This is a genomic window from Aeromonas sp. MdU4, from assembly GCF_041929505.1.
In the GTDB taxonomy this organism is placed as follows: Bacteria; Pseudomonadota; Gammaproteobacteria; order Enterobacterales; family Aeromonadaceae; genus Aeromonas.
Genome location: NZ_JBHFMW010000007.1, coordinates 1 through 24,387, shown reverse-complemented (window position 1 = coordinate 24,387; position 24,387 = coordinate 1). Strand labels below are relative to the sequence as shown.

Below are 24,387 nucleotides of genomic sequence, written 5' to 3'. Positions count from 1 at the left end.
GCTTAACCCCGTGATTTCAGGTTTCTCTATGCATTCATCGGCCCATTATCGACAACTGCTGGCACGCCTGCCCCAGATCGCCGTTGCGGCGGATCAGTTTGAAGTGCTCTATAGCGCTCAGGATTTCAAACGCCGCATTCTTGCGCTCATTGCCAGTGCCACCCGACGCATCTATCTGGTGGCGCTCTATCTGCAGGATGACGAGGCCGGACGGGAGATCCTCGCCGCCCTCTATGCCGCCAAGCAGCGCAACCCGGCCCTCGACATCAAGGTGTTCGTCGACTTCCACCGCGCCCAGCGCGGCCTGATCGGCAAGGGCAAGCAGGGCGGCAACCACCTGATGTATCAGGAGATGGCGGCCAACCACCAGCACCAGATCGAAATCTACGGCGTACCGGTAAAGGGGCGCGAGCTGCTCGGCGTGTTGCACCTCAAGGGCTTCATTTTCGATGATACCGTGCTCTACTCCGGTGCCAGTCTCAACGACATCTACCTGCACCAGCAGGATCGCTACCGCTTCGACCGCTATCACCAGATCACCAGCCCCGAGCTGGCCCGCAGCATGGTCAACTATGTGGATGACCAGTTCGTGAAGAGCGACGCGGTACAGAGGCTGGATCGCAGCGACGTGCCCAGCGCCAAGCAGCTGAAGGGGCCAATCCGCCGCTTCAAGCAGAGCCTGCGCCAGAGCCAGTACCGCTTCAGCACCATGCCGGTCAATACGCAGGAGGTGGCCATCACCCCGATGGCAGGTCTGGGCAAGCGCAACAACCAGCTCAACCTGATGATCCGCAATCTGGTGCGCTCCACCGAGCGCGAGATCTTCATCTGCACCCCTTACTTCAACCCGCCCAAGGAGTTGAGCAAGGATATCGAGGATCTGCTGCAGCGCGGTTGCAAGGTGACCATCGTAGTGGGCGACAAGACCGCCAACGACTTCTTCATCCCGCCGGAAGAGAAGTTCTCCACCATCGGTGGTCTGCCCTATCTCTACGAGACCAACCTGCGCAAGTTTGCCGAGCGCAACCAGCGTCACATCGACGACGGCCGCCTCAACCTGATGCTCTGGTGCTGCGATCGCAACTCCTACCATCTCAAGGGGATCTTCGTGGATGACGAGTGGGCCCTGCTCACCGGCAACAACCTCAACCCGCGCGCCTGGGCACTGGATCTGGAGAATGGTCTGCTGGTGCACGATCGCCGTCATCTGCTGCGCCCCCAGTTCAATGCGGAACGGGAGAACATCCTGGCCAACACCAAGCGCATCAGCCGCTTCGACCAGGTGGAGCAGATCCACGACTACCCGGAACAGGTACGCAAGCTGCTGGGACGGATCCACCGGGTCAAGGCTCATCTGCTGCTCAAGCGGATCATCTGACCGGCCCCCCTGCCCCGCGGCAATGAAGCAAAGGCCTCCCCTGACGGGCAGGCCTTTGTTGTATCCAACATTCAGCCTCGCGTCCCCTTGCCCGCCCACAGCACCTGCTGCAACTTGGCTTGCATCGAGCCATCAACAACCCCTATCATCTGGACATATTTACAGTGTTTTCGGGCATCTAATTGATGAAATTGGATAAAATTCCTCTCGATAGCCTCAAGGGTGTCGGCAGCAAGATGCAGGAGAAGCTCGAGCGGCTGGGGCTGGCCACGGTACAGGATCTGCTGTTCCACCTCCCCCTGCGCTACGAGGACCGCACCCAGGTGTGGCCCATCGGCGATCTGCCGCCCGGCCTGCATGGTGCCGTCGAGGGCGAAATCCAGGACACTCAGCTGGTGATGGGACGCCGCCGCATGCTGGTCTGCCGCATCAGCGACGGCACCGGCACTCTCACCCTGCGCTTCTTCAACTTCACCGCCGCCCAGAAGAACAGTCTGGCGGCGGGCCGCCTGATCCGCTGTTTTGGCGAAGTGCGCCCCGGCAAATACGGGCTGGAGATGGCCCACCCCGAGTACAAGCTGCTCGGCGAAGAGCAGGCCGGCCAGACCGAAGAGGCGCTCACCCCCGTCTACCCGACCACCGAGGGGCTGCGCCAGCTCACCCTGCGCAACCTCACCGATCAGGCGTTGGCCCAGCTCGACCTCTATGGTGTGGAGGAGCTGCTGCCCGCCGGACTCTATCCCCATCAGATTGAACTGGCCGCGGCCCTGAAGCTGCTGCACCGTCCGCCCCCCTCGGTGGCACTGCCGCTGCTGGAAAGCGGCCAGCATCCGGCCCAGCAGCGACTGGTACTGGAGGAGCTGCTGGCTCACAACCTCTCGGTACTCAAGGTGCGCGCTCAAGCACAAACCCAGCTGGCCCGCGCCCTTAAACCGGCGCCCGCGCTGGTCGAACAGCTGCTCGGTGCCCTGCCGTTCAAGCCGACCGGTGCCCAGAGCCGGGTAGTGGCGGAAATAGGGAAGGATCTGCAACAGAGCCACCCCATGATGCGGCTGGTGCAGGGGGATGTGGGTTCCGGCAAGACGCTGGTCGCGGCGCTGGCCGCCCTGCAAGCCATCGGCAACGGCTGTCAGGTGGGGCTGATGGCACCGACCGAGCTGCTGGCCGAACAGCACGCCATCAACTTCGCCAAGTGGCTGGAGCCGCTCGGCATCGGGGTCGGCTGGCTGGCTGGCAAACAGAAAGGCAAGGCGCGGGAAGAGTCACTGGCCGCCATCGCCGATGGCAGCGTCAAGATGGTGGTGGGCACCCACGCCATCTTTCAGGAGCAGGTGGTGTTCCAGCGTCTGGCGCTGGTCATCATCGATGAACAGCACAGATTCGGTGTGCATCAGCGGCTCGCCCTGCGCGAGAAAGGGGAGCGGGAAGGGGTCCATCCCCATCAGCTGATCATGACCGCGACCCCCATCCCCCGCACCCTGGCGATGACCGCCTATGCCGACCTCGATACCTCGGTCATCGACGAGCTGCCGCCGGGCCGAACCCCCATCACCACAGTCGCGCTGCCCGACAGCCGCCGTGGCGATGTGATCGAGCGGGTCAAGCTCGCCTGCACCGAGGGCAAGCAGGCCTACTGGGTCTGCACCCTGATCGAGGAGTCGGAGGTGCTGGAGTGTCAGGCCGCCGAGGATACCGCCGCCGAGCTGCAGAACCTGCTGCCCGGCCTGCACATCGGGCTGGTACATGGCCGGATGCGCCCGGTCGAGAAACAGCGGGTGATGGAGGAGTTCAAGGCAGGCATACTGCAACTGCTGGTCGCCACCACCGTCATCGAGGTGGGGGTGGATGTGCCCAACGCCAGCCTGATGATCATCGAGAACCCGGAACGACTGGGGCTGGCGCAGTTGCACCAACTGCGCGGCCGGGTCGGGCGCGGAGCGGTAGCCTCTCACTGCGTGCTGCTCTATCATGCCCCCTTGTCCAAGACGGCACAGAGTCGGCTCGGGGTGCTGCGTGAGACCAACGATGGCTTCCTCATCGCCCAGCGCGATCTGGAGCTGCGCGGCCCCGGGGAACTGCTCGGCACCCGCCAGACCGGTCTGGCCGATCTCAAGATCGCCGATCTGGTGCGGGATCAGCCGCTTATTCCGCAGGTACAGAAAATGGCGCGCTTCCTGATGGATAGGCATCCGAGTCATGTCGAACCCTTGATACGGCGCTGGCTTGGCTTACGGGATCACTATTCAAATGCCTGATCGAGGTAGATGCAGAAGATGGGCACATGTCCTCATGGACCGCCACCCGAGTCATGTTGAACCGCTGATCCGTCGCTGGCTCGGCCTGCGAGATCACAACTCAAACGCCTGACACCCCCCCCAAAAAACAGGAGGAAAGCACTCATGAATTCCTGGCTACGCGGCCTGCTCTATACCTTCGCCTTCCTGCTGCTTTTTGTCTGGGTTGCCCTCGGTCTGTTCGACGCCGAGCGCGCCAAAGGCCCCATCGCCAGCTGGATCAGCCAGCAGACCGGCGTGCCGGTCACCATAGGGCGACTGGTGTTCAACCCGCTGCACCCCTACACCCTGCTGGCGGAGCAGGTGCGCTATGGTGATGCGGTCTCCCTCGACAAGATCTATCTGGAGATCGAGAGCATCGACTGGCTGAGCCGCGACGTGCGCATCGCCCATCTCGATCTGATCCGCCCCGCCATCAAGCTGCCGCTACCCAACCAGCTACCAAGTCTGCCGGTACACTCCCTCACCATCAGCGACAGCACCATCGACCGGCTCAGTCTGGAGAGCAGCGAACTGACCCTGCGCGGTCTCAATGCCACCCTGAGCGACTGGGAGCTGATCGACCCGAAACGGCAGCCACAGGCCAATCTGAGCCTCAATATCGGCCAGCTGGAGACCCCGCAATTCACCTTCGCCCGCCTCAACCTGCAAGGACGGCTGGAGGGGGAAGTGCTGCGCACCGACAAGCTGGTGACCAACCTGTTCGACGGCCTGCTCGAGACAGGCATGGTGCTCGACTGGCCCGCTCGCAGCCTGGAGCTGCACGATCTCAAAGTACGCGGCATGCGGGTCGAGCTGGGGGATCTGGCACAGCACAGCTTCCCGCTACAACGCGTATCGCTGGATCGCGGCCAGCTGGACGAGGTGAGCCTCAACGACATCCATCAGGAGCTCGCCTTCAACAACTTCAGCGGCCAGCTCACCGCCTTCAACTGGCAGGCGGGCAGCCAGCCGAGCGGCTATCTGACCGGCACCCTGGGCGACATGGGGCGCGGTCTGTTCCAGCTGGAGGAGATCAAGGGCAAGCTCGCCTTCTCGCCCCAACAGATCGATACCGAGCTGCAGGGCAAGGCCTATGAAGGGGAGTTCAGTGTCGAGCTCTCCCTCGATACCCAGCAGCAGAAGCTAACCCTGAAAGACCTGGCGCTGAGCGGCATGGATATCAGCCTGCCACAGGGGTGGTGGCAGGATTGGCAGAGCTGGCGCCCGCAGCAGGTCGATATCCGCAAGCTGGCGTTCGACAAGCTCAAGGTGCTCTCTTTCGAAGATACCCTGCCCCTGTCGCTGACCGGTTGGCAGCTCTATCTGAGCGATCTCTCCCTGCGCGGCAACCAGCCCGGTCCGCTGCTCGGTCGCGCTCGCATCGAGAGCAAGTGGTTCGAGCTGGTGTGGGATGGCCTCAGCGCTCGCAACGGCGAGCTGGATGGCGAGCTGACCCCCAGCTCCTGGCAACTGGGCAAGCTCGCCAGTTCGCTGCCGGATGAGGGTAGCCTCAGCATGAGCGGACAGTGGGGACGCGAGCCGGGCCAAAGCAGCACGCTGCAGTTGAAGGCAACCAAGCTCGATCTGGAACAGTGGGGCAAGATGTTCGGCTCTCCCGTCTCCTTCTCCGGCAAAGCAGACCTGAGCGCCGACCTGCAAGCCGAACATGGCAAGGCGGCGGGCGAGTGGCGGCAAACCCTGCAGGGCAGCGTTGCCCTCGATGCCGACGAGCCGTTCTGGGACAAGGTGAAGATAGACCCGCTGCTGGATCAGTGGTTCAAGGGGGCGACCCCGCCCATCCTGACACCGGATCAGCTGTGGCAAGCGATGCAGGAGGGTGACACCCCCTTCTACCGCATCAAGCTGCAGGGCAAAATCGACAAGGGACAACTGCAGATCGAGCAGGCTGGTGCCTCCACCATCACCCACCTGCTGGCGCTGCAAGGGGGGATCGATCTGGTCAACGAGCAGTGGCAGCTTGATCTGGGCATCCTCAACGGTAACCGCTGCGCCGAGCTACTCGGCCAGTGGCGCGGGCCGCTGACGGCACCCACGCTGGCATGGAGCTTCCCGCCGAAACAGGACGCCTGCGGCTGGGAGGTAGGGGTGCGCTACCCGCCGCAAGGCAACAGCGCCCCGCTCTGGCGACCTGCTCCTGCGCCAAAAGCCCAAGCCGAGCAGGCGACCAACAGCCAGCAAGGGTAAAACAAACAAGGCCTCATAATGAGGCCTTGTTTTGTGGCGAAGCGCGCTGCCGTTAATGGCCCGATCGCTTGACCGGCTGCACCACGTAGTGACCGAGGAACTCTGCCGCCAGCTTGTTGCCACTGAACAGCTTGATCTGGAGACTGAAACGGGCAGGCTCACCCCGTTTGAGCGGCTGCAGTACGGCGGGCATTCCCTCGCGGGCCACCCGCGCCTCCGGCTCCTCATCGACCGGGCCATGATATTTGATGGAGCTCTCGGCCAGCACAGGTTCACCGACCAGTCCTTCCTCCTTGAGCTGTAGCCAGATCAGCCCCCAGCCCGCCAGCACGCACTGGCTGTAGACACTGCCGGCAAACATGCTGCCATGCACGTTGATGTTGGCCGCCAGATTGGCCTTGAGGTGAAAGGTCTGGCCATCGTAGTGGCTGATGTGCATCCCCATCTTCTCGCTGATGGGCACCCCGCGCGACCAGCGGGTGGTGAGATCCTGACACCACTCCGGGCGGTACTGGATGGTCTGCAGCGGGCTCAGAGATTTGATCATCTGACGATGGGGAATGCGGCCAAAGGAGACGGGGCCGCCTCCCACTTCGAGAAAGCCGCACTTGCGATAGAACTCCACCGCCTCCTGACGGGCGTTCATCACCAGCCGTTTCACCTTCTCGCTGCGGGCCAGCTGCTCGAGATCCTCCACCATTTTGGCCCCCAGCCCCTGGCCGCGATATTCGGGACGCAGCGCCATAAAGCGGATCTGCGCCTCGTCGCCGCCGATAAAGAGGCGACCCACCGCAATGGGGGTGCCGTCGGGTGCCAGCATCAGTCGGTGAATGGCAACGGAGTCGTATTCGTCCCGCTCGGAGCCAACCGGCAGATTGAAGGGTTTACGCAGAAGTTCCCAGCGCAATTGGTAGTAGGCATCCAGCTCGGCCGCTGTCTGTGGGGTGACCACCCGGTACATAGATCGATCCTTGAGTTACACTGGTCGGAAACCATCTTGCCGTGCAAATTCATGGACTTCAATCTGCAAGCGTACCAAGCCGATCACTTGTTGCACCTCAGCGTCAAACCCCAGCGCCGCCTCACGGTACAGGAAAATAGCCACCATCGCTGGCTGGAGATAGACGGTGTGGTGCAATCCGCCATGTCGCTCGCCGACCCCGCCACCCTCTGTCTGCCCCATCAGCGGGTCATCGCCTGCCTGCTGCCAGACCAGGCTGGGCAGATCCTCGAGCTGGGGCTGGGTGGCGGCGATCTCACCCGCCACCTCTGCCAGCGCTGGCCCTCGGCCCGCCACGAGTGCGTTGACCTCGACGAAGAGGTGTTGACCGTTTATCAGCAGTTTTTCCAGCACCAACAGAGTGATCAACACGCGGTTCCCGCACTCCATCAGGCCGATGCCCTCGCCTTTCTGGAGCAAAGCGAACAGCAGTACGATCTCATCCTGCTCGATCTTTTCAGTCAGGATGGCAACCCGCTGCTGCTGTTTCAGGAGCGGCTCTACCGGGCGCTGGCTCACCGCCTCTGCGGCACTCTGGTCATCAACCTGTTACCACGCACCGAACTGGAGCTAACCCACGCCCTGACACTGATAGAACAGTGGATTGGCCCGGCTACCCCCTATCCAGTCGCGGGGCTCATCAACGTGATCGTCCACGTCATACCGCGGGACCAGGCATCCTCAGACCTGTAGCCAGAAGGTGACCGGGCCGTCGTTGACCAGCGCCACCTTCATATCTGCGGCAAAGCGGCCGGTTGCGGTCGGGATGCCGCTGGCGGCGGCCTTTGCTACGAAGTAGTCATAGAGCCGCTCGGCCTCGCTCGGGTGAGCGCCACAGGAGAAGCTGGGTCGCATCCCGCTCTTGGTGTCAGCCGCCAGGGTAAACTGGGAGACCACCACCAGGCTGCCGCCGATCTGACCGACATTGAGGTTCATCTTGCCATTCTCGTCACTGAACACCCGATATCCGCTCACCTTGTGCAGCAGCTTGTCGGCCTTGGCCTCATCATCCCCTTGCTCCACCCCGAGCAGCACCAGCAGCCCCTGACCGATGGCGCCGGTCACCTCCCCCTCGACAGTCACGCTGGCCTCGGAGACCCGCTGAATCAGTGCAATCACATCCCTCTCCTCTCAAAACAGAACGACCGCCCCTGCTCGATTGCAGGGGCGGTCGTCGATGCTACCAATAAACCGGTGGCCAAGGCGATGGCCTAACCCAGCTCCTCGCTCACCGGTTTCTCGTACTCACCAAGACAGGCCGTGGTCTCGGCACCCAGCAGCACTACCAGCCAGCTCAAATAGACCCAGACAAACAGGATAGGGATGGTCGCCAGCGCGCCATAGATGGCCTGATAGGAGGGGAAGTTGGTGATGTAGATGGCAAAACCGCGCTTGGCCAGCTCAAACAGGGTGGCCGCCACCAGCGCACCGATAAAGGCGTGGATCAGCCGTACCTTGCAGTTGGGCACCACGGTATAGACCAGCAGGAAGGTGAGTACCGAGAAGAGGAACGGCAAGCCGCGCAGCAGCAGATAACCGATACCGAACAGGCTCTCGGCGCCAAACAGCCGCAGCGAGAAGATGTAGGAGGAGATGGCGATGCTGGCACCAATCAATACCGGCCCCAGGGTCAGGATCATCCAGTACATGGCAAACGCCTGCGCCAACGGGCGACCCTGAGTCGAACGCCAGATGTAGTTGAGGTTCTTGTCGATGGCGGAGATCAGCATCAGCGCCACCACCACCAGCGCCCCGATCCCCACCGCCGTGGTGTTGGTGGCGTTGGCGACGAAGCCGTCGATGTACTCCTTGAGCATGTCCCCGGCGGTCGGCACGAAGTTGTGGTAAACGAACTGCTCCATCTCCAGCTTGAGGCTCTGGAACACCGGAAAGGCGGACATCATGCCAAATACCACGGCGATCATCGGCACCAGCGAGAGCAGGGTGACATAGGCCAGATAACCGGCGGTGACCGTCAATCTGTCCTGTTGGAAACGGCCCCAGACAAACTGGGCGAAATGGCGACCATCATGGCGCACAAAGGAGAGGGCGTGGGCCAAACGGCCGCTGATTTGCTGCTGCATCTTGATTCTCGTAAGCGTCGTCATGCAGCCATTGTGTCAGAGGTGAGCGCTGTTTGACCACCTTTGCACCGGAATTGACACTATATCCGCCCACTTGCCATGCAGGCTGCGCCTTGGCTTGTCACGAGATGCAGCAACAAAAACGGCCCCGATATGGGGCCGTTTGCAACGCCGGATTACAGCATGTAGTCCGCAGGCAGCTCGGTGCGAGCAACGCCGGAGGCCACCGCCGCCAGCGCCACGGCGCGGGCAACCTGCGGCAGCAAGCGGGCATCCATCGGCTTGGGAATGACGTAATCCTTGCCGAAGGTGAGCTCGCTCACCCCGGCTGCGGTCAGCACCTCGGCTGGCACCGGCTCTTTCACCAGAGCGCGGATCGCCTCGACCGCGGCAATCTTCATGGCATCGTTGATGCGGCTGGCGCGGGCATCGAGGGCGCCGCGGAAGATGAAGGGGAAGCAGAGCACGTTGTTGATCTGGTTCGGGTAGTCGGAATGGCCAGTCCCCATGATGAGGTCACTGCGCACCCCGTGGGCCAGCGCCGGCTTGATCTCCGGATCCGGGTTGGAGCAGGCGAAGATCACCGGGTTGGGCGCCATCAGGGCCACCGCTTCGGCGGGCAGCACATCCGGGCCGGAGACTCCGACAAACACGTCCGCCCCGTCGATGACATCCATCAGGGTGCGCAGCGGCGTCTCGTTGGCGAAGCGCTGCTTGTACTTGTTGAGATCGGTGCGGCCGGTGTGGATGACCCCCTGACGATCCAGCATGAAGATGTTGTGCGGCTTGGCACCGCACTTGATCAGCAGCTCCATGCAGGCAGTAGCAGCAGCCCCCGCCCCCATGCAGACGATGCGGCTGTCGCTGATCTGCTTGCCCTGCACTTCCAGCGCATTGAGCAGACCGGCGGCGGTGACGATGGCGGTACCGTGCTGGTCATCGTGGAATACCGGAATGTCGCAGCGGGCGATCAGCGCCTCTTCAATCTCGAAACACTCCGGCGCCTTGATATCTTCCAGATTGATGCCGCCGAAGGTGTCGGCAATTGCCGCTACCGTGTCGATGAACTGCGCACTGGTCTCGTGCTTCACCTCGATGTCGATGGCGTCAATGCCGGCGAAGCGCTTGAACAACAAGGCTTTGCCTTCCATCACCGGCTTGGAGGCCAGCGGCCCCAGATTACCCAGCCCCAGAATGGCGGTACCGTTGGAGATGACGGCCACCAGATTGCCCTTGCCGGTATAGCGGTAGGCATCGGCCGGGTTGGCGGCGATCTCGCGTACCGGCTCGGCAACACCCGGGCTATAAGCCAGCGCCAGATCATGGGCGGTTTCGGCGGATTTGGTCAGGGCGATGGCAATTTTGCCCGGTACGGGCTGGGCGTGATAATCGAGTGCTTCTTGACGCAGATCGGACATGGGGGACCCCGATGTGGTTGGTACAAATGAGGTGCCGACAAGGGGCACGCAGAAGGGCGGGGATCATAAAAGAAAGCCGCGGGCATGCCCAGCAGATCATGCTGCCATTAGCCAGATCAGACCAGTTCGTTTAGCACCATACTCCGCAAAGACATACCACTTTAGTTATAGATCCTGGGTTTTTGGCGAAAAAAATGGCGGCAAGGTTACCCTGCCGCCATCGCTTGCTCCCTGTTGGCGCTTACTGGCCCGAATAGACCGGCAGCAGATTCGCCATCGACAGGAAGTGGAACAGTGCGGTCGCCAGCCCGAACAGGATCAACAGCCAGGCCACCATCTTGCCGCCGGGTGTGACGAAATGGGGGGTCACTTCACCCCGCTCAGCCCGTGCCCGGGTACGCAACACCAGCAGTGCCGGAATAATGCAGGTCCAGATAGTGGCGGCGGCACCGGCATAGCCGATAGCCAGCAGGAAACCGAACGGGAAGAGCAGGGAGAGCACCAGCGGCGGCAGGAAGGTGACCGCCCAGGTCTTGCTGCGACCGGCGCGACTGTTGTCGAACTTGAACAGATCCGCCAGATAGTCGAACACCCCGAGCCCTACCCCGATAAAGGAGGAGAGGATGGCCGCCATGGAAAAGCCGTTGATGGCGCTGGCTACTTTCTCAGACTCAATCACCCCGGAGAGTGCGGCAAGCAGCACGCTCACGTCGCCACCCTTGGCAATCACTGGAGCAAAATCCTGACGGGGCAGGTTACCGAAGATCCCCAGCAGCCAGAGCACATAGAGCGCCAGCGCGATCAGGGTGCCCACCAGGATGGCCCATCTGGCCTGCTGCTCGTTCTGGTAATAGGCGCGCAGGGATGCCACCGAGTGGTGATAGCCAAACGAGGTGAGCGCCACCGGCAGCATCGCCATGGCATAGGGGGCGTAGCGGCTCTCACTGCCAGCCAGATCGAGCAGGGTCGGCAACTTGATGTTGCCCAGCAATCCCAACACCCCGAAGGCAAAGCTGAGGATCATGAAGGCAATCAGCACGACCGATATGCGATCAACCGCGCGGGTCGAGTGCCAGACTACCGTTGAGAAGAGAACAACAAACAGCACAGACGCGACCTTGCTGTCGATCCCGCATAACCCCTGCAAAATGGCGCCGGACGAGGTGATATAGGCATAGAGCAGGATACCACCGACAAAATAGACCGAGAGGTTATTGAAGGCGTTGAGACGGGAACCGAGCAGATCTTTGGTAACAGTGTTAAAAGAGGCACGCAACTCGTAGTGCTGAAAAGACTCAAGCAGCATCCACCCGGAGAGCGTCATCATCACCATGGTGATGGTCAGTGCCAGTACTGACCAGAGGGTCCATGCCCCGGCCCCTGAACTGGGCAACCCCAACATACCAGCCCCCACACAGACACTGGCGATGATACAAGCGCCCCCCAAAATTGATGGTTTTTTCTTCATAATCCCTTCTTTATTAACTAGTTACACATCTTGGTTGCATAAGTACCGTGGCATGATGCCAGTCTTTACCACCAGACGCATACCCATATCGGGCAAAAGAAGAGGGTGATTTTCGCGCTATGCAGGTTATCGCTGCATAAGTTCGGCAGAAATGGGGTACCGGAAAGACCCGGCTGGCCCGGCGCTGATGGTCATGCCGGAAAAAATACAACGAGGCAAGCTGGTTGCCCCGTTCAATCCATGACGGGGATACCGGCTTTCGCCTCTGCCTCTCTGGCGATCGCCTCGGTCATCCCCTGAAAGATGAAGAGGTGGAACGGCAGCATGGCGAGCCAGTAGGCCAGCCCCCAGGCGCCCTGCGGATGCCAGTGAGCAGTGACCCGGATGCGGGTCAACCCGGACTCCTCCGGCAGGATGTTGAACTCCAGCCGACCCACGCCCGGGGCCTTCATGTTGAACAGCAGATCGAGCCTGCGCCCCTCATCCACCCCGAGGATCTGCCAGGAGTCGAGCATATCCCCCTTAACGAAGCGATCGGGATTGCTGCGACCCCGGGTGCGGGCCGGGCCGCCGATCAGGTGATCCATCCATTCGCGCACTACCCACAGTTCATTCATGTAGAAGTAGCGCTTCTCGCCCCCCAACTGCTGCAACACCTGCCACACCACCTCGGGCGAGGCGAGGCAGATGGCATCACCGCTGGCGGTGCGGTCATAGAAGCCATATTCGGGATGGCGCCAGCGCAGGCCGAGCGGCGTCTCCTGCCCCTGCTGTTCGGCACCCAGCTTCTGCTCCAGCGCCAGACTCTCCGCCAGCGCCTCGTCGAAGCTGAGCAGAGTTTGCGGCAGCAGGGACCGCAGCGGGCCGTCATCGGCTGGGATGTCGTGCTTGAGGCCACCCACCAGCGCCTTGGCCACCGGCTGCGGCACCGAGGTGACAAACTGCAGCCACCAGGCGGAGAGACGCGGACTCAGAAACGGGATGGGAATGATAGGGCAACGCTTGCCGATATGGGCCGCAAACTTTTGCAACTGCTGCTGATAGCTGAGCAGCTCGGGGCCGACCGCATTGAAGATGTGGCCATCCACCTCGTCGGCTTCCACCAGCCCGCCCAGATAGTGCAGCAGGTTGGAGAGGGCAATGGGGGGCGTGTGCGAGCGCACCCACTTCGGCGTCACCATCAGCGGCAGGTTGAACACCAGATCCCGCATCACTTCGAACGCTGCCGAACCGGGCCCGATGATGATGCCGGCGCGCAGCTCTACCGTCGGCACGCCAGAGTCACGAAACAGCTCGCCACAGTGGCGACGGGAGTTGAGATGACGGCTGTTACACTGCTCGGGCTGGATTGCCCCCAGATAGATGATGCGGCGCACCCCGGCGGCACGGGCGGCGGCGGCAAAGTTCTTCACCCCCTGCTGCTCCAGCCGGTGAAAATCGGCCCCCGCCCCCATGGCGTGCACCAGATAGAAGACGGTATCGATACCCGCCAGCGCAGGCAGCAGGGTGATGGGCTTGAGGCTGTCGGCGAGGCGAAACTCCACCCCCTCCGGCAAACGGCAGGGGCGACGCGCCCCGGCAATCACCCTGTAGCCCAGCGTTTGCAGGTGGGGCACCAGATAGGAGCCTATATAGCCCGCCGCCCCCATCACCAGACAGTTTCTCATCCTCTCTCCCCTTCCCTTATTGCCCCGGCCAGCGGGTTGATGTGCTGCAACCTGAATGCCCATCATCCAGCCTCGCCGTTACTTTGCAACATGGAACTAACAATTCTGTCGGTTAGTCCGATTTGGTGTTAAGCCCCCACCGGAAAGCGGTCGATAACTGACCAGATGTATAGCCCGAGGGCGAAGATATGCGCATCGATCACTACGACCTCCAGGGGGAGGTGCAATACCAGCAGCAACAGGCGCAGGCACGCAAAGTACGCAGGCTGGGGGCAGTCGCACCGCAAGCCGATGGCACCAACGGGACGGCCGCCACACCACCATCCGGCGAGCAGCGAACCACCCTGATGCAAGCCAGTGCCCTGACGCTGCAAGCCAGCAGCCGGAGCAATACCCAGACTCCCCCGCAGACGACAGCCGCGCCAGCCAAAGCGGAGGGCACCAAAAATCAGGAGGAGAACGGCGTGCCTAACGACGGGCTCGATAACCACCAGCGGCTTATCAAGTTGATGATAGAAGCCATGCTGGGCCACGAGATCGAGCTGCCCGATCCCATCAAACCGACCGAACAGAGCGCGGAGGGGGTGAACTCCCCGACGGGCGACGGCAGCCAACCCGCCGCCGAGCCGGATCAACTGGTGGAAGTAACCGACAGCCTGCTGCAAAAGGAGCAGCTCAACGTGGTCGCCTCGGCCAGCATAGAGACCCAGGATGGCCAGAGCCTGCAGCTCGATCTCGGCTTTGTGCTCGACTGGCGTCAGCTCGATATCAGCAAGCGTCGCACCACCCTCAATGCCCTCAAGGATCCACTGGTACTTAACCTGGATGGCAAGATCGCCGGCCTGACCGACGCCCGGGTCAAGTTCGACATCGATCAAGATGGCAAAGAGGACAGCCTGCCCGGCCTCGGCGAGGGGAGCGGCTTTGTGGCGCTGGATCGCAACGGCAACGGCACCATAGATGACGGCGGCGAGCTGTTTGGGGCCCGTTCCGGCAACGGCTTTGGTGAGCTGGCGACCCTGGATGAGGATGGCAACGGGGTGCTGGACGAGCGGGACAGCCAGTTCTCGGCACTGCAGTTCTGGCAGCCGGAGCACTCCCCCATCGCCCTGGTGGAGCTGGGGATCGGCGCCATTCTGCTCCATCCCCTCGACACCCCCTTCAACCATCTGGGGGAAAACGGCAATCAGGGAGTACTGCGCCAATCCGGCCTCTATGTGACCGAACAGGGCAAGGGAGGCTGGGTGCAGCAGATCGACCTGCGGGTCTGAACATTGAAGCAGTAGTACAAAAACGGTCGCTGACATTACCTGCCAGCGACCGGTTCAAGCTAAACGGATAGCACCTGAGTCAACTTAACTCGGTGGGATCGATATCCAGACTCCAGCGCACCTTTTTGGTCTCGGGCCACCCCTCCAGCTCCTTCACCACCCAATCCAGCAGCTGGGCCAGCGGCGCCCGGTTCGGCCCTTGCACCAGCAACTGCATGCGGAACTTGCCCGCCTTGCGCTCCATAAAGCCGCTGATGGGCCCCAGCACTTGAACATGGGGATAACAGGCGCTGCGCAGGGTATCGGCGAGGCGGCTGAGGAACAGCTGCACCTCGTCACGGCCGTTGGCCTCGGCCCGAAACAGCCCCTGATAGCTGAACGGCGGCAGTCCCAGCAGGCGACGCTCTTTCAGCGCCGTGTCGGCGAAGTGGCCGTAGCCGTTCTGGGTCAGATCCTGCAGCAGGGCATGTTCCGGATGGTGGCTCTGCAGCACCACCAGCCCGGGTTTGCTGGCACGACCGGCACGGCCCGCCACCTGGGTGTAGAGCTGAGCCAGCTTCTCGGCAGCGCGAAAATCAGCGCTGAATAGCGCGCCATCCACATCCAGCAGCCCCACCAACGTCACATCCGGGAAGTGGTGGCCCTTGGCCAGCATCTGGGTGCCGATCAGGATCTTGTACTTGCCCGCCTTGATGTCACCGAGATGGGTCTCCAGCTCCCCCTTGCGGCGGGTGTTGTCCCGATCGATGCGCACTACCGGATATTGCGGGAACACAGTGGTAAGCAGCTGTTCCAGCTGTTCTGTGCCCACTCCCGATCCGATCAGCTCGTTGCTGCCACACTCCGGGCAGAGGTGGGGCAGCGGGCGCACGCTGTCACAGTGGTGGCAGTGCAGCCGTCGTCCGGCCTGATGCCAGGTGTACCAGGCGTCGCAGCGCTCGCAGGCGGCGTTCCAGCCGCACTGGTGGCAAATCAGAGCCGGGGCATAGCCGCGGCGGTTGAGGAACAGCATCACCTGATTGCCCGCCGCCAGATGCTCCGCCATCAGTTGCTCCAGCTGGGGGGAGAGTCCAGCCTGCAAGCGCACGTTCTTGATATCGAGGATCACCTGACGGGCAGTCTGGGCATTGCCTGCGCGGCGAGTCAGAGTGAGGTGGTGATACTTGCCAGTACGGGCGTTGTGCAATGTCTCCAGCGACGGGGTAGCCGAGCCAAGCAAAATGGGGATACCGGCACGATGGGCCCGCATCACCGCCAGATCCCGCGCGTGGTAGCGAAAACCGTCCTGCTGCTTGAAGGAACCGTCGTGCTCCTCGTCGATGATGATGATGCCGAGGTTGTGAAAGGGGGTGAACACCGCGGAGCGGGTGCCGATCAGGATGGCTGCACCGCCATCGCGGCAGGCGAGCCAGGCATCGAGCCGCTCCCGGTCGTTCATGGCGGAGTTCATCGCCACCACAGGCACGTTGAAGCGGCGGCGGAAGCGGTTGATGGTCTGCGGGGTAAGGCCTATCTCCGGCACCATCACCAGCGCCTGCTTGCCCGCCTTGAGCAGGGGCTCGAGGATGCTCAGGTACACCTCGGTTTTGCCGGAGCCGGTAATGCCGTCCAGCAGGAAGGCACCGAACTTGTCGCTCTGGCTGGTAACGGCAGAAACGGCCAGCGCCTGCTCGCCGTTGAGGCGCAGCCCCTCCCCCGGTTCAAAGCGGGTAGCCCAGTCGCCATCGTGGCTCGGCTCCAGCGAGCGCTTCTCCAGCAATCCCTTCTTCTCCAGCGCTGTGAGGGCTGCGCTCTGGATCTCCTCCTGCTTGAGGGCGGAGGGGGTCTGCGGCCCCTTGCGCAGCAAGGCAAGGGCCTGCTGCTGCTTGACAGCACGCTTGAGCTCGTTGAGATCGACCGCCATGCCCGCCTCGGTGGCAAACCAGAACTCCAGCTCGCGATAAGCAGCAGGCTCTCCCTTGCGCACCAGCACCGGCAGGGCGTGCGGCAACACTTCCCCCAGCGGATGCTGGTAGTAGCTGGCGCTCCAGTTCATCAGCGCCAGAATGTCGGCGCCCAGCACAGGCGTCGCGTCGAGCACGCGCTTGATGGGTTTGAGCTTGTTACGCGGCACCTGACTCTCGTCCGGGTGATCCACCACCAGCCCGACCAGAGTCTGCGGGCCGAAAGGGATCTCGACCCGACAACCGGGAGCAGGTAACGGCAGAGGAGAGAGATAGTCGAAGTGACGGCGTAACGGTACCGGGACAGCGACACGAACCAGATCCAGCGTTTGGGAAGAATTCACCAGGGGTTGCCTATTTTTTCTGCGAAGCCACTTGCCTGATCTCAGGCATTTCCTATATTATTCGCAGCCTTTGAAACTGTGTTCAACAATCGTGTGGTGTCCGACAAGAGATCGGATGGCGACACGGCCTATTAATTGAGGTTGTCCATGAAAGCTGGTATCCATCCTGACTACGTAGCCATCACCGCCAAGTGCTCTTGCGGTAACGTCATCAACACTTTCTCTACCATCGGTAAAGATCTGAACCTGGACGTGTGCTCCGAGTGCCACCCGTTCTACACCGGCAAGCAGAAAGAAGTTTCTAGCGGCGGCCGCGTAGACAAGTTCAACAAGCGTTTCGGTGCGATGACCACCAAGAAGTAATTTTACTTCTGAAGAATTCTGAAAAAGGCGCCCGATGGGCGCCTTTTTTATTGTCCTTTTTTCCCTCTTCAACCACAACACGGCTTACTGGCCAAACCCCTTGGAACGGCGCAGATAGACATAGCCTTCACCCGGACTGCCCCAACGCGACGTCCCTTCGTTATCATACGCCCGATCCAGAAATCTGACGCTGTCGGGACCAATCCAGATATGTTGCACCAGGGTGGTGGCACCGCCAAAGTCGGTGGAACAATGACCAACACGAGAGTGGCCGGCATACTCACCAGAGGCAGTACGCTTCAGCCAGATCTCGCACCCCTGGCGCAAAGAAAGTTGTTGCGGTGTCAAACTGTCGAGCAGGGCGGGGTCGTGCCAAGCTCCGGCAAAGTCGGTCGCTCTGGGCATGGTCAACTCAGCCATCAGGATGCGACCATCTGAAACAGGAGAAAAACGATAGATGCGCTGACGGAAGGGACGGATGGCACGCAAGGTCAGATACTGCTCGGCATAGACCCAGCGATACCCCTGATAGCCATGCCAGATCTCCATCAGACGCAGCTCGGCACTGGTAAAACGGCTATCGTAACCGGCCTGCTCCCTGCTAGAAAACGCTCCGTCGAACCAGCTGAGTAACGGCTCCATGCCGGGCTTGAGTGGGGTAGCCTGGGGTGCCGACCCTGCCAACGCCAGACAGGAACAGAGCAGCCCGAATACGGCCACCAGCAACTTTGCCATCGAATCCTTCCGAATCATCATAGTGGCGGCGATTATATGAGCGAATTCCCTCAATAACAGCCATTACGATCAAATGATTGCCACTCTGCTGCAAAAACCTCGCAAGGATGCCATGCCAGTCACTAAACCCGGTATTTCGCCACCGCCTTGTTCAGAAGCTGTGCCTGTTCATTAAGACCCTGGCTGGATCTGGCATTCTCCTCGGCCATGACGCTCGACTCCTGGGCAATGTCGCGGATGTTGTTGACGTTGCGATTGACCTCGTTCGCCACCAGACTCTGCTGCTCGATAGCCGCCGCAATCTGGGTGCTCATGTCCATGATGTGGGTGACATCCTGGGTAATTTGCCCCAGCAACTCCCCTGCGGTGCTGGCCTGATCCGAGCTGCGGTTACCCTGCTCGCGACAAGTCGCCATCACCTCTACGATGCTGCCGGTCTGCTTCTGCAGCGAGCTGATGATGCCGGCGATCTCCTGAGTCGATTTCTGGGTACGAATGGCGAGGCTGCGTACTTCGTCAGCCACCACCGCAAAACCACGCCCCTGATCGCCTGCTCGTGCGGCTTCAATCGCCGCATTGAGGGCCAGCAGGTTGGTCTGTTCGGCAATCCCCCTGATCACATCCAGCACCGATCCGATGGTCTCGCTCTCTTTTTGCAGCTGCCCCACTTCGCGGGATGAGCTCTCCAGATTGACCGCCAGCGAGCGGATCTGCTCGACGGTATTCTCCACCGCACTGCGCCCCTCCATCGCCTTGTGGTTGGTGGCTTGAGCATTGTTGGCAGCCTGTTCGGTATTGCGGGCGATCTCTTCGATGGTGGATCCCATCTCGGTCGAGGCGGTCGCCACCATGTCGGTCTCCTGCAACTGACGGGCCGCCCCCTCGCTGGTGCGCTTCACATTTGCCGAGAGATGATCGGCCGCTTCCGTCAAGGTGTGAGCACTCTGCTTCACATCGCCAATCAGGTTGCGGAATCCTCCCAACATCACATCAAGGTTGCCCGCCAGTTGGGCCATTTCATCTGCCCCTTGCAGCTCAATCTTCAAGCGCAGGTCATTATCCTGGCGAATGCGATTGACGGTATCATTTACTCGGCTAATGGGGCGGTCGATGCTGCGCCCCAGCAATAGGCTCATAATGCCAATAAGCACTATGATGATGCCGCCACAGACCAGCATCAGCAGATTCAGATGCGAGGTCTGCTGCTCCAGCTGGTCGGCGATATGCCGGTCGACTGCGACAAATCCCTGTTCTGTCTGGTGTACCTGTTCGCGCATCTGGTTGCGCAGCCCCTCATCATCTTTCAAACCCAGCTCTTGCATCCCCTGAACCAGAGCGACAAAGTTCTGACGGTACTGCTGGCTAGCCTGCTCCAGCATGCCGCGATCCGCCTCTGGCAGGGTTGCCAGACTCGCCAAAAAGCTCTTGTGCAGCGTTTCGAATCGATCCAGATACTGGATATCGGAACGCAGCATGAAATCTTTCTCTGCCCGTCTCAATTGCAGCATGGTGATGAGCAACTCTTGCTGATCCAGCTGCTTGAGGCCATCTTCCACCTCATGCACAGCTGCCCGCAACTTGCCATAGAGGCCCTCTTCCGGCCCCAGGCCAATCTTCTGCTGCTGGGCAACCAGGTCATTGAACGCTTTGCCATAAGCAGTGATCTGCTGATCCAGCCGGGCCAGCTCGCCTTGCGCAGCCGCGAGGTTGTCATCACTGCTCATGATCCGGTCCAGCTGATGAAAAGCAGCCAACCCCTGATTGAAATGCTCGACGAAGCTCATCTCCTTGCGGATCAGAAAATCTTTCTCGGCTCGCCGCAAATTGAGCATGGCGATCTCCAGCTGATCCACATTGCGCTGCGCATCAGTCAGATGACGATTAACCTGGTTGGAGTAGAGGAACAGGCCGCTCAACACCATCATGGCGACGGCAACCAGTACGGTATTCAGGATCAATTTATGGCGGATGAGCACGATAGACCTCACACAGGAAAAGGATGAACTGCATTGAGCTTATGCAGAAAAGCCGCAGCGGGTGGCCTGTTCAAGGAATATTCATTGAAATGCCACACCCACTCCTTATACTGGTTGCACCTGTTTCCAGCCGTGGATTTGACACTATGGAATACAACACTTCAGAACTGTGCGACATCTATCAGGACATGGTGGATGTACTAGAACCCATGCTCTGCTCCTTCGGCGGCCGAGCCTCCTTCGGTGGCGTCATCACTACCGTCAAATGCTTCGAATCGAATGGTCTGATCCGTGAACTCGTCAAAGAGAACGGGCTGGGACGCGTCTTGCTGATCGATGGCGGTGGCTCCATGCGCCGCGCCCTGATCGACAGCGACATCGCCACTACGGCGGCCGAGAACGATTGGGAAGGGATCGTCTGCTATGGCTGCGTCCGTGAAGTCGACATCCTGGAAGATCTGGATATCGGCATTCAGGCGCTGGCCGCCATTCCGGTCGGTGCCGACAGCAAGGATGTAGGGGAGACCGATCTACCGGTCAACTTCGGTGGTGTCACCTTCCTGCCTGACGATCATCTCTATGCCGATACGACCGGGGTAATCCTCTCCCCGGAGGCGCTCGATATCGAATAAGCCTCACTCTGAGTGACGACGGGAGCAATTGCTCCCGTTTTTTATGCCCGCGATTTGCCGAAACCGGGACAAAAAAAGAGGGCCAGTAAAACTGGCCCTTAACTGGAAGCAATGTGAGCAATGTCGTGCCTTCACAAGAAGTCCATCACGTTGGAACGAATGAAGTCTTTCCCGGAAAACAAGTTAACAATAATCATTCTCATTTAAATGAGCAAGCCCTATTTGCTGAAAGCACAAAAAATTGACCACCGCGAAGGGTGGTCAATCTCATCATGCTTGTCGGGTGACTGTTTGCAGACCGGGCACTTCGGCCTCACCCACCAGCTTGCGGCTGAGGTAACGCAGCAACACGCCGTAGAGCGGCACAAACAGACCCAAGCTAATCAGCAGCTTGAACACGTAATCGACCGTTGCGATCTCGACCCAGTGCTCCGCCATGAAAGGATCTGTGGTGCGCCAGAAGGCCACACTGAAGAACGCGATGGTATCGACCATGTTGCCAAACAGGGTGGAGGCTGCAGGAGCCACCCACCAGGCTTTCATCAGTCGCAGTCGGTTGAACACCACCACATCCATGAACTGACCCACCAGATAGGCCATAAAGCTGGCCAGCGCGATACGTGCCACGAACAGATTGAACTCGGCCAGATTGCCTACGCCCTGGAAACTCCCTTCAAAGAAGAGCACGGAGAGCCCATAGGAGACCGCCAACGCAGGCAGCATCACGGTCTGGATAATCTTGCGTGCCAAACCGGCACCAAAAATCCGCACCGTCAGGTCGGTCGCCAGGAAGATGAACGGGAAGCTGAACGCGCCCCAAGTGGTGTGAAAACCGAAGACGGTGATGGGCAGCTGAACCAGATAGTTGCTGCTGGCGATGATCAGGATGTGGAACAACGAGAGGCGGACGAGCGCCGTTTGGTACTGCTCAGGGGTCAGATTCATCTTGTGACCTTTTTGGTTAATGGGGTTAGGGAACCCATACCGCCACCATTGGCGATAATCGAGGGGCGAGATTATACCCCCCACGCGCGATAGTTCAATCTTTATGCTGTCGAACGAGCCAGAGCAGCGTCTCTTTATCTTCAGGGCGCACCGCCTCCAGCCAGCAGCCGCTGTAATGCTCAAACTCCAGCCGAAGCTGGCTTCCCTCGAACTCCAGCACCCAGCTGTGGCGATCGGCACCAACATCTCGCTCCAGAAGAGTCAGCTCCCACTCTTGCAGCAACTCCCCAGCCAGTGCTGGAAAAGAGTCCCAGTCAAGCGCAGGGCAATCCAGCGTCACCATCCCGATCTCGTTATCTATCTGCCTGATCTGCCAACTCATTTCAAATTTCTCAACTGCTGCAGGAGAGCTCGCCACCGCAATACCATGCCGGTAGCGGGGTGGCGAGATCCTCAAATTCAGGTTGCTCATCATAGGGACGCTGCAACGCGGTGAACAACCGTTCAAAAGGCTGCATATCGCCCGCCTCGGCCGCATCTATCGCCTGCTGAGCCAAGGTATTGCGCAGCACATACTTGGGATTGATGGCATCCATCTGCGCCTTGCGAGAGCTATCCTCGCTTCCTTCGCGCACCAACCGCGCCCGATAGCGCTCCAGCCAAGCCTGCCAATCATGCGGGTCAGACAACAGGGCCAGCAGAGACGCAGGCCATGCCCCCTCTCGTGTCACCTCACCAAGACGACGCAGGAACAGGTGGTAATCCACCTTGTGGACCGCCAGCAGCCGGAACAGCTCGCGGAATAGTGCCGGGTCATCGTCCTCCCACACCGCCAACCCGAGTTTGGCCCGCATCAGTTCGGAGTAGTGCACCATCAGCTGCTGTTCGTACCGGGCCAGCGCCGCGGCCAACGCATCACCATCCACATTGCCAGCCAGCGCCTGCGCCAGCTTTTGCAGATTCCAGTAACCAACCGCAGGCTGCTGATCCAGCGCATAGCGGCCTGCCGGATCCGAATGATTGCAGACAAAGTCGGGCACATAGGCATCGATAAAACCGTAGGGGCCGTAATCCAGGGTCAGCCCGAGCAGCGACATGTTATCGGTGTTCATCACCCCGTGGCAGAAGCCCGCCGCCTGCCATTTGGCAATAAGCAGCGCGGTGCGACGTACTACCTCGGCAAACAGCTCGGCGCCGCTGGCCTGTTCGGGAAAGTGGTGGTGCAACAGATAGTCGATAAGTGCCGGGATCCGCTCCCCCTGCCCGCTCCAGGCAAAATACTCGATATGACCGAAGCGCAGGTGACTGGGGGCGGTACGCAGCACGGTCGCCCCCGTCTCCACCTGCTCGCGGTAGACCGGCTCCTGACTCCCTACCAACACCAGTGCCCGAGTAGTAGGGATGCCGAGGGCATGCAGTGCTTCCGAAGCGAGATACTCCCGGATGCTGGAGCGCAGCACGGCGCGACCGTCACCAAAACGGGAGAACGGTGTCTTGCCCGCCCCCTTGAGATGGAGATCCCAACGCCGACCATCGGGTGCGATTTGCTCTCCCAGCAGCAGTGCCCGACCATCACCAAGGCGCGGGCTGTAGCCACCGAACTGGTGGCCTGCATACACCTGTGCCACCGACTGCATGCCGGGCAACAGCTTTCCCTCGCCACAACAGGCGATCCAGTCAGAGTCGCGAACCTCTCCCAGCCCCAGCTCCGCCAGCAAAGCGCGGTTGAGATGGAGCAGTCGGGGTTGTTGCAGCGGCTGGGGCGCCACGGGTTCACAGGCCCAGGGCAGTTCGCCCGCAAAAGTGTTGATCAGCTTCATCGTTATGCCATTCGTCCCTGAGTATGCTCACGTCACTCTTTATACTGCCGTCAGCACCTACTCCGCCAACCGGCAACCGGCAACCCTCATCTGTTCAATTCCTGGAGAAGAAGATACAAAGAAAAAAATGAAAAAGTGGCTATATGCCCTACCCCTGCTGACCTTGGCTTGGGCACATCAGGTCAAGGCGGCCGATATAGAAGCAGGCAACACCAAGGCGATCTTCTGTGCCGACGATCATGGGATGGAGAGCCAGGCACTGATCCAAAGCCGCATCGGCATCGGCCGTGGCCACTTAGGCTGCCTAATCGATCCTAGCGACGGCAGTAGTCGATGATCAGGTCCATAAAGGCTTCGCCGAAGCGTTCCAGCTTGCGGTGACCGACACCGTTGATAGCCAGCATCTCGTCTTCGGTCATCGGCATCAGCTGAGCCATTTCAACCAGGGTTGCATCGTTGAACACCACGTAGGGCGGCACCTCTTCATCTTCGGCAATCTGCTTGCGCAGGCCACGCAGCTCCTTGAACAGCCGCTTGTCGTAGTTGGCATTGTCGAGCAGGCCGTTGCGCTTCTCCTTGCGGCTGGAGATGGGCTGCAAGCGGGGCACTGCCAACTCCAGCGTCACCTCGCCACGCAAAACAGGGCGGGCAGCTTCGGTCAGCTGCAACACCAGATTGCGGGTAATATTCTGGGTCAGCAACCCCTTGTGGATCAGCTGGCGGATCACGCTCATCCAGTATTCGTGGCTCTGATCCTTGCCGATGCCGTAGGTCGAGAGCTTGTCGTGGCCGTGATCCTTGATCCGCTGGTTCAGCGACCCGCGCAGCACCTCCACCACATAGCCCACCCCGAAGTTCTGCC

General features: G+C 60.6%; 21 protein-coding genes. 8 read left to right on the top strand and 13 right to left on the bottom strand.

Annotated features, from left to right (window positions below; all coding sequences use genetic code 11):
- The first annotated feature begins 28 nt into the window (after positions 1 to 28).
- The 3 genes from pssA (at position 29) to ACE1BR_RS04810 (ending at position 5,859) form a co-directional block, all read left to right on the top strand.
- Entirely contained in the window at positions 29 to 1,378 is a 1,350-nt protein-coding gene (gene pssA, locus ACE1BR_RS04820) for a CDP-diacylglycerol--serine O-phosphatidyltransferase (RefSeq protein ID WP_374868106.1), read from the top strand.
- 185 nt (positions 1,379 to 1,563) lie between these two features.
- Entirely contained in the window at positions 1,564 to 3,633 is a 2,070-nt protein-coding gene (gene recG, locus ACE1BR_RS04815; protein ID WP_374868104.1) for an ATP-dependent DNA helicase RecG, read from the top strand.
- Positions 3,634 to 3,777: 144 nt separating this feature from the next.
- Positions 3,778 to 5,859: an AsmA-like C-terminal region-containing protein gene (locus ACE1BR_RS04810; protein ID WP_374868102.1), complete on the top strand. Its 2,082-nt coding sequence runs from the start codon at positions 3,778 to 3,780 to the stop codon at positions 5,857 to 5,859.
- A 52-nt stretch (positions 5,860 to 5,911) separates the two neighbouring features.
- Here ACE1BR_RS04810 and ACE1BR_RS04805 read toward each other — a convergent pair whose 3' ends face one another.
- Positions 5,912 to 6,820 (bottom strand): YiiD C-terminal domain-containing protein, encoded by a 909-nt coding sequence (locus tag ACE1BR_RS04805; protein ID WP_374868100.1) that lies wholly within the window; start codon positions 6,818 to 6,820, stop codon positions 5,912 to 5,914.
- 51 nt (positions 6,821 to 6,871) lie between these two features.
- On the opposite strand from ACE1BR_RS04805, the gene ACE1BR_RS04800 reads away from it, so the two are divergent.
- Complete coding sequence (locus ACE1BR_RS04800) at positions 6,872 to 7,552, top strand: spermidine synthase (protein WP_374868149.1); 681 nt, start codon at positions 6,872 to 6,874, stop codon at positions 7,550 to 7,552.
- Here ACE1BR_RS04800 and dtd read toward each other — a convergent pair.
- The 5 genes from dtd to ACE1BR_RS04775 form a co-directional block, all read right to left on the bottom strand.
- Positions 7,541 to 7,978: a D-aminoacyl-tRNA deacylase gene (gene dtd / locus ACE1BR_RS04795; RefSeq protein WP_374868098.1), complete on the bottom strand. Its 438-nt coding sequence runs from the start codon at positions 7,976 to 7,978 to the stop codon at positions 7,541 to 7,543. The genes ACE1BR_RS04800 and dtd overlap by 12 nt on opposite strands.
- A 92-nt stretch (positions 7,979 to 8,070) precedes the next feature.
- A complete protein-coding gene (locus ACE1BR_RS04790) occupies positions 8,071 to 8,943 on the bottom strand; it encodes a virulence factor BrkB family protein (RefSeq protein ID WP_374868096.1) in 873 nt (290 codons plus the stop codon).
- Between the two features lie 176 nt (positions 8,944 to 9,119).
- Positions 9,120 to 10,361, bottom strand: a complete 1,242-nt coding sequence (locus tag ACE1BR_RS04785; protein WP_374868094.1) for a malic enzyme-like NAD(P)-binding protein — start codon at positions 10,359 to 10,361, stop codon at positions 9,120 to 9,122.
- A 241-nt stretch (positions 10,362 to 10,602) separates the two neighbouring features.
- Entirely contained in the window at positions 10,603 to 11,829 is a 1,227-nt protein-coding gene (locus tag ACE1BR_RS04780; RefSeq protein WP_374868092.1) for an aromatic amino acid transporter, read from the bottom strand.
- A 233-nt stretch (positions 11,830 to 12,062) separates the two neighbouring features.
- A complete protein-coding gene (locus ACE1BR_RS04775; RefSeq protein WP_374868090.1) occupies positions 12,063 to 13,496 on the bottom strand; it encodes a DUF2867 domain-containing protein in 1,434 nt (477 codons plus the stop codon).
- 188 nt (positions 13,497 to 13,684) lie between these two features.
- Between ACE1BR_RS04775 and ACE1BR_RS04770 the strand changes: the two genes are divergently transcribed.
- Positions 13,685 to 14,767 carry a hypothetical protein gene (locus ACE1BR_RS04770; protein ID WP_374868088.1) on the top strand — a complete coding sequence of 361 codons (1,083 nt, stop codon included), beginning with the start codon at positions 13,685 to 13,687 and terminating at the stop codon, positions 14,765 to 14,767.
- A gap of 79 nt (positions 14,768 to 14,846) precedes the next feature.
- Here ACE1BR_RS04770 and priA read toward each other — a convergent pair whose 3' ends face one another.
- Positions 14,847 to 17,054: a primosomal protein N' gene (gene priA, locus ACE1BR_RS04765; RefSeq protein ID WP_374868086.1), complete on the bottom strand. Its 2,208-nt coding sequence runs from the start codon at positions 17,052 to 17,054 to the stop codon at positions 14,847 to 14,849.
- A 147-nt stretch (positions 17,055 to 17,201) separates the two neighbouring features.
- Here priA and rpmE point away from each other — a divergent pair, with 147 nt between their 5' ends.
- Positions 17,202 to 17,417, top strand: a complete 216-nt coding sequence (gene rpmE, locus ACE1BR_RS04760; protein ID WP_005340673.1) for a 50S ribosomal protein L31 — start codon at positions 17,202 to 17,204, stop codon at positions 17,415 to 17,417.
- A gap of 84 nt (positions 17,418 to 17,501) precedes the next feature.
- Here the strand turns inward: rpmE and ACE1BR_RS04755 are convergent, their stop codons facing one another.
- Positions 17,502 to 18,152 (bottom strand): chromophore lyase CpcT/CpeT, encoded by a 651-nt coding sequence (locus tag ACE1BR_RS04755; protein ID WP_374868084.1) that lies wholly within the window; start codon positions 18,150 to 18,152, stop codon positions 17,502 to 17,504.
- 122 nt (positions 18,153 to 18,274) lie between these two features.
- Positions 18,275 to 20,128: a methyl-accepting chemotaxis protein gene (locus ACE1BR_RS04750; protein WP_374868082.1), complete on the bottom strand. Its 1,854-nt coding sequence runs from the start codon at positions 20,126 to 20,128 to the stop codon at positions 18,275 to 18,277.
- A 146-nt stretch (positions 20,129 to 20,274) separates the two neighbouring features.
- Here ACE1BR_RS04750 and rraA point away from each other — a divergent pair, with 146 nt between their 5' ends.
- On the top strand, positions 20,275 to 20,760 hold the full coding sequence (gene rraA, locus ACE1BR_RS04745) for a ribonuclease E activity regulator RraA (protein ID WP_005340678.1): 486 nt from the start codon (positions 20,275 to 20,277) through the stop codon (positions 20,758 to 20,760).
- Positions 20,761 to 21,030: 270 nt separating this feature from the next.
- Here rraA and ACE1BR_RS04740 read toward each other — a convergent pair whose 3' ends face one another.
- The 3 genes from ACE1BR_RS04740 to ACE1BR_RS04730 all read right to left on the bottom strand — a co-directional run bounded on the left by ACE1BR_RS04740 (position 21,031) and on the right by ACE1BR_RS04730 (position 23,525).
- Positions 21,031 to 21,705, bottom strand: a complete 675-nt coding sequence (locus ACE1BR_RS04740; protein ID WP_374868080.1) for a 7-cyano-7-deazaguanine/7-aminomethyl-7-deazaguanine transporter — start codon at positions 21,703 to 21,705, stop codon at positions 21,031 to 21,033.
- A gap of 94 nt (positions 21,706 to 21,799) precedes the next feature.
- Positions 21,800 to 22,087, bottom strand: coding sequence for a DUF3630 family protein (locus tag ACE1BR_RS04735; RefSeq protein ID WP_374868078.1), 288 nt, complete (start codon positions 22,085 to 22,087; stop codon positions 21,800 to 21,802).
- 10 nt (positions 22,088 to 22,097) lie between these two features.
- Entirely contained in the window at positions 22,098 to 23,525 is a 1,428-nt protein-coding gene (locus ACE1BR_RS04730) for a YdiU family protein (protein WP_374868076.1), read from the bottom strand.
- On the opposite strand from ACE1BR_RS04730, the gene ACE1BR_RS04725 reads away from it, so the two are divergent.
- Positions 23,512 to 23,862 carry a hypothetical protein gene (locus ACE1BR_RS04725; RefSeq protein ID WP_374868074.1) on the top strand — a complete coding sequence of 117 codons (351 nt, stop codon included), beginning with the start codon at positions 23,512 to 23,514 and terminating at the stop codon, positions 23,860 to 23,862. The two genes, ACE1BR_RS04730 and ACE1BR_RS04725, sit on opposite strands and share 14 nt — an antisense overlap.
- Here ACE1BR_RS04725 and ACE1BR_RS04720 read toward each other — a convergent pair.
- A partial coding sequence (locus ACE1BR_RS04720) for an RQC domain-containing protein (protein WP_374868072.1) occupies positions 23,840 to 24,387 on the bottom strand: 548 nt, incomplete at its 5' end. The two genes, ACE1BR_RS04725 and ACE1BR_RS04720, sit on opposite strands and share 23 nt — an antisense overlap.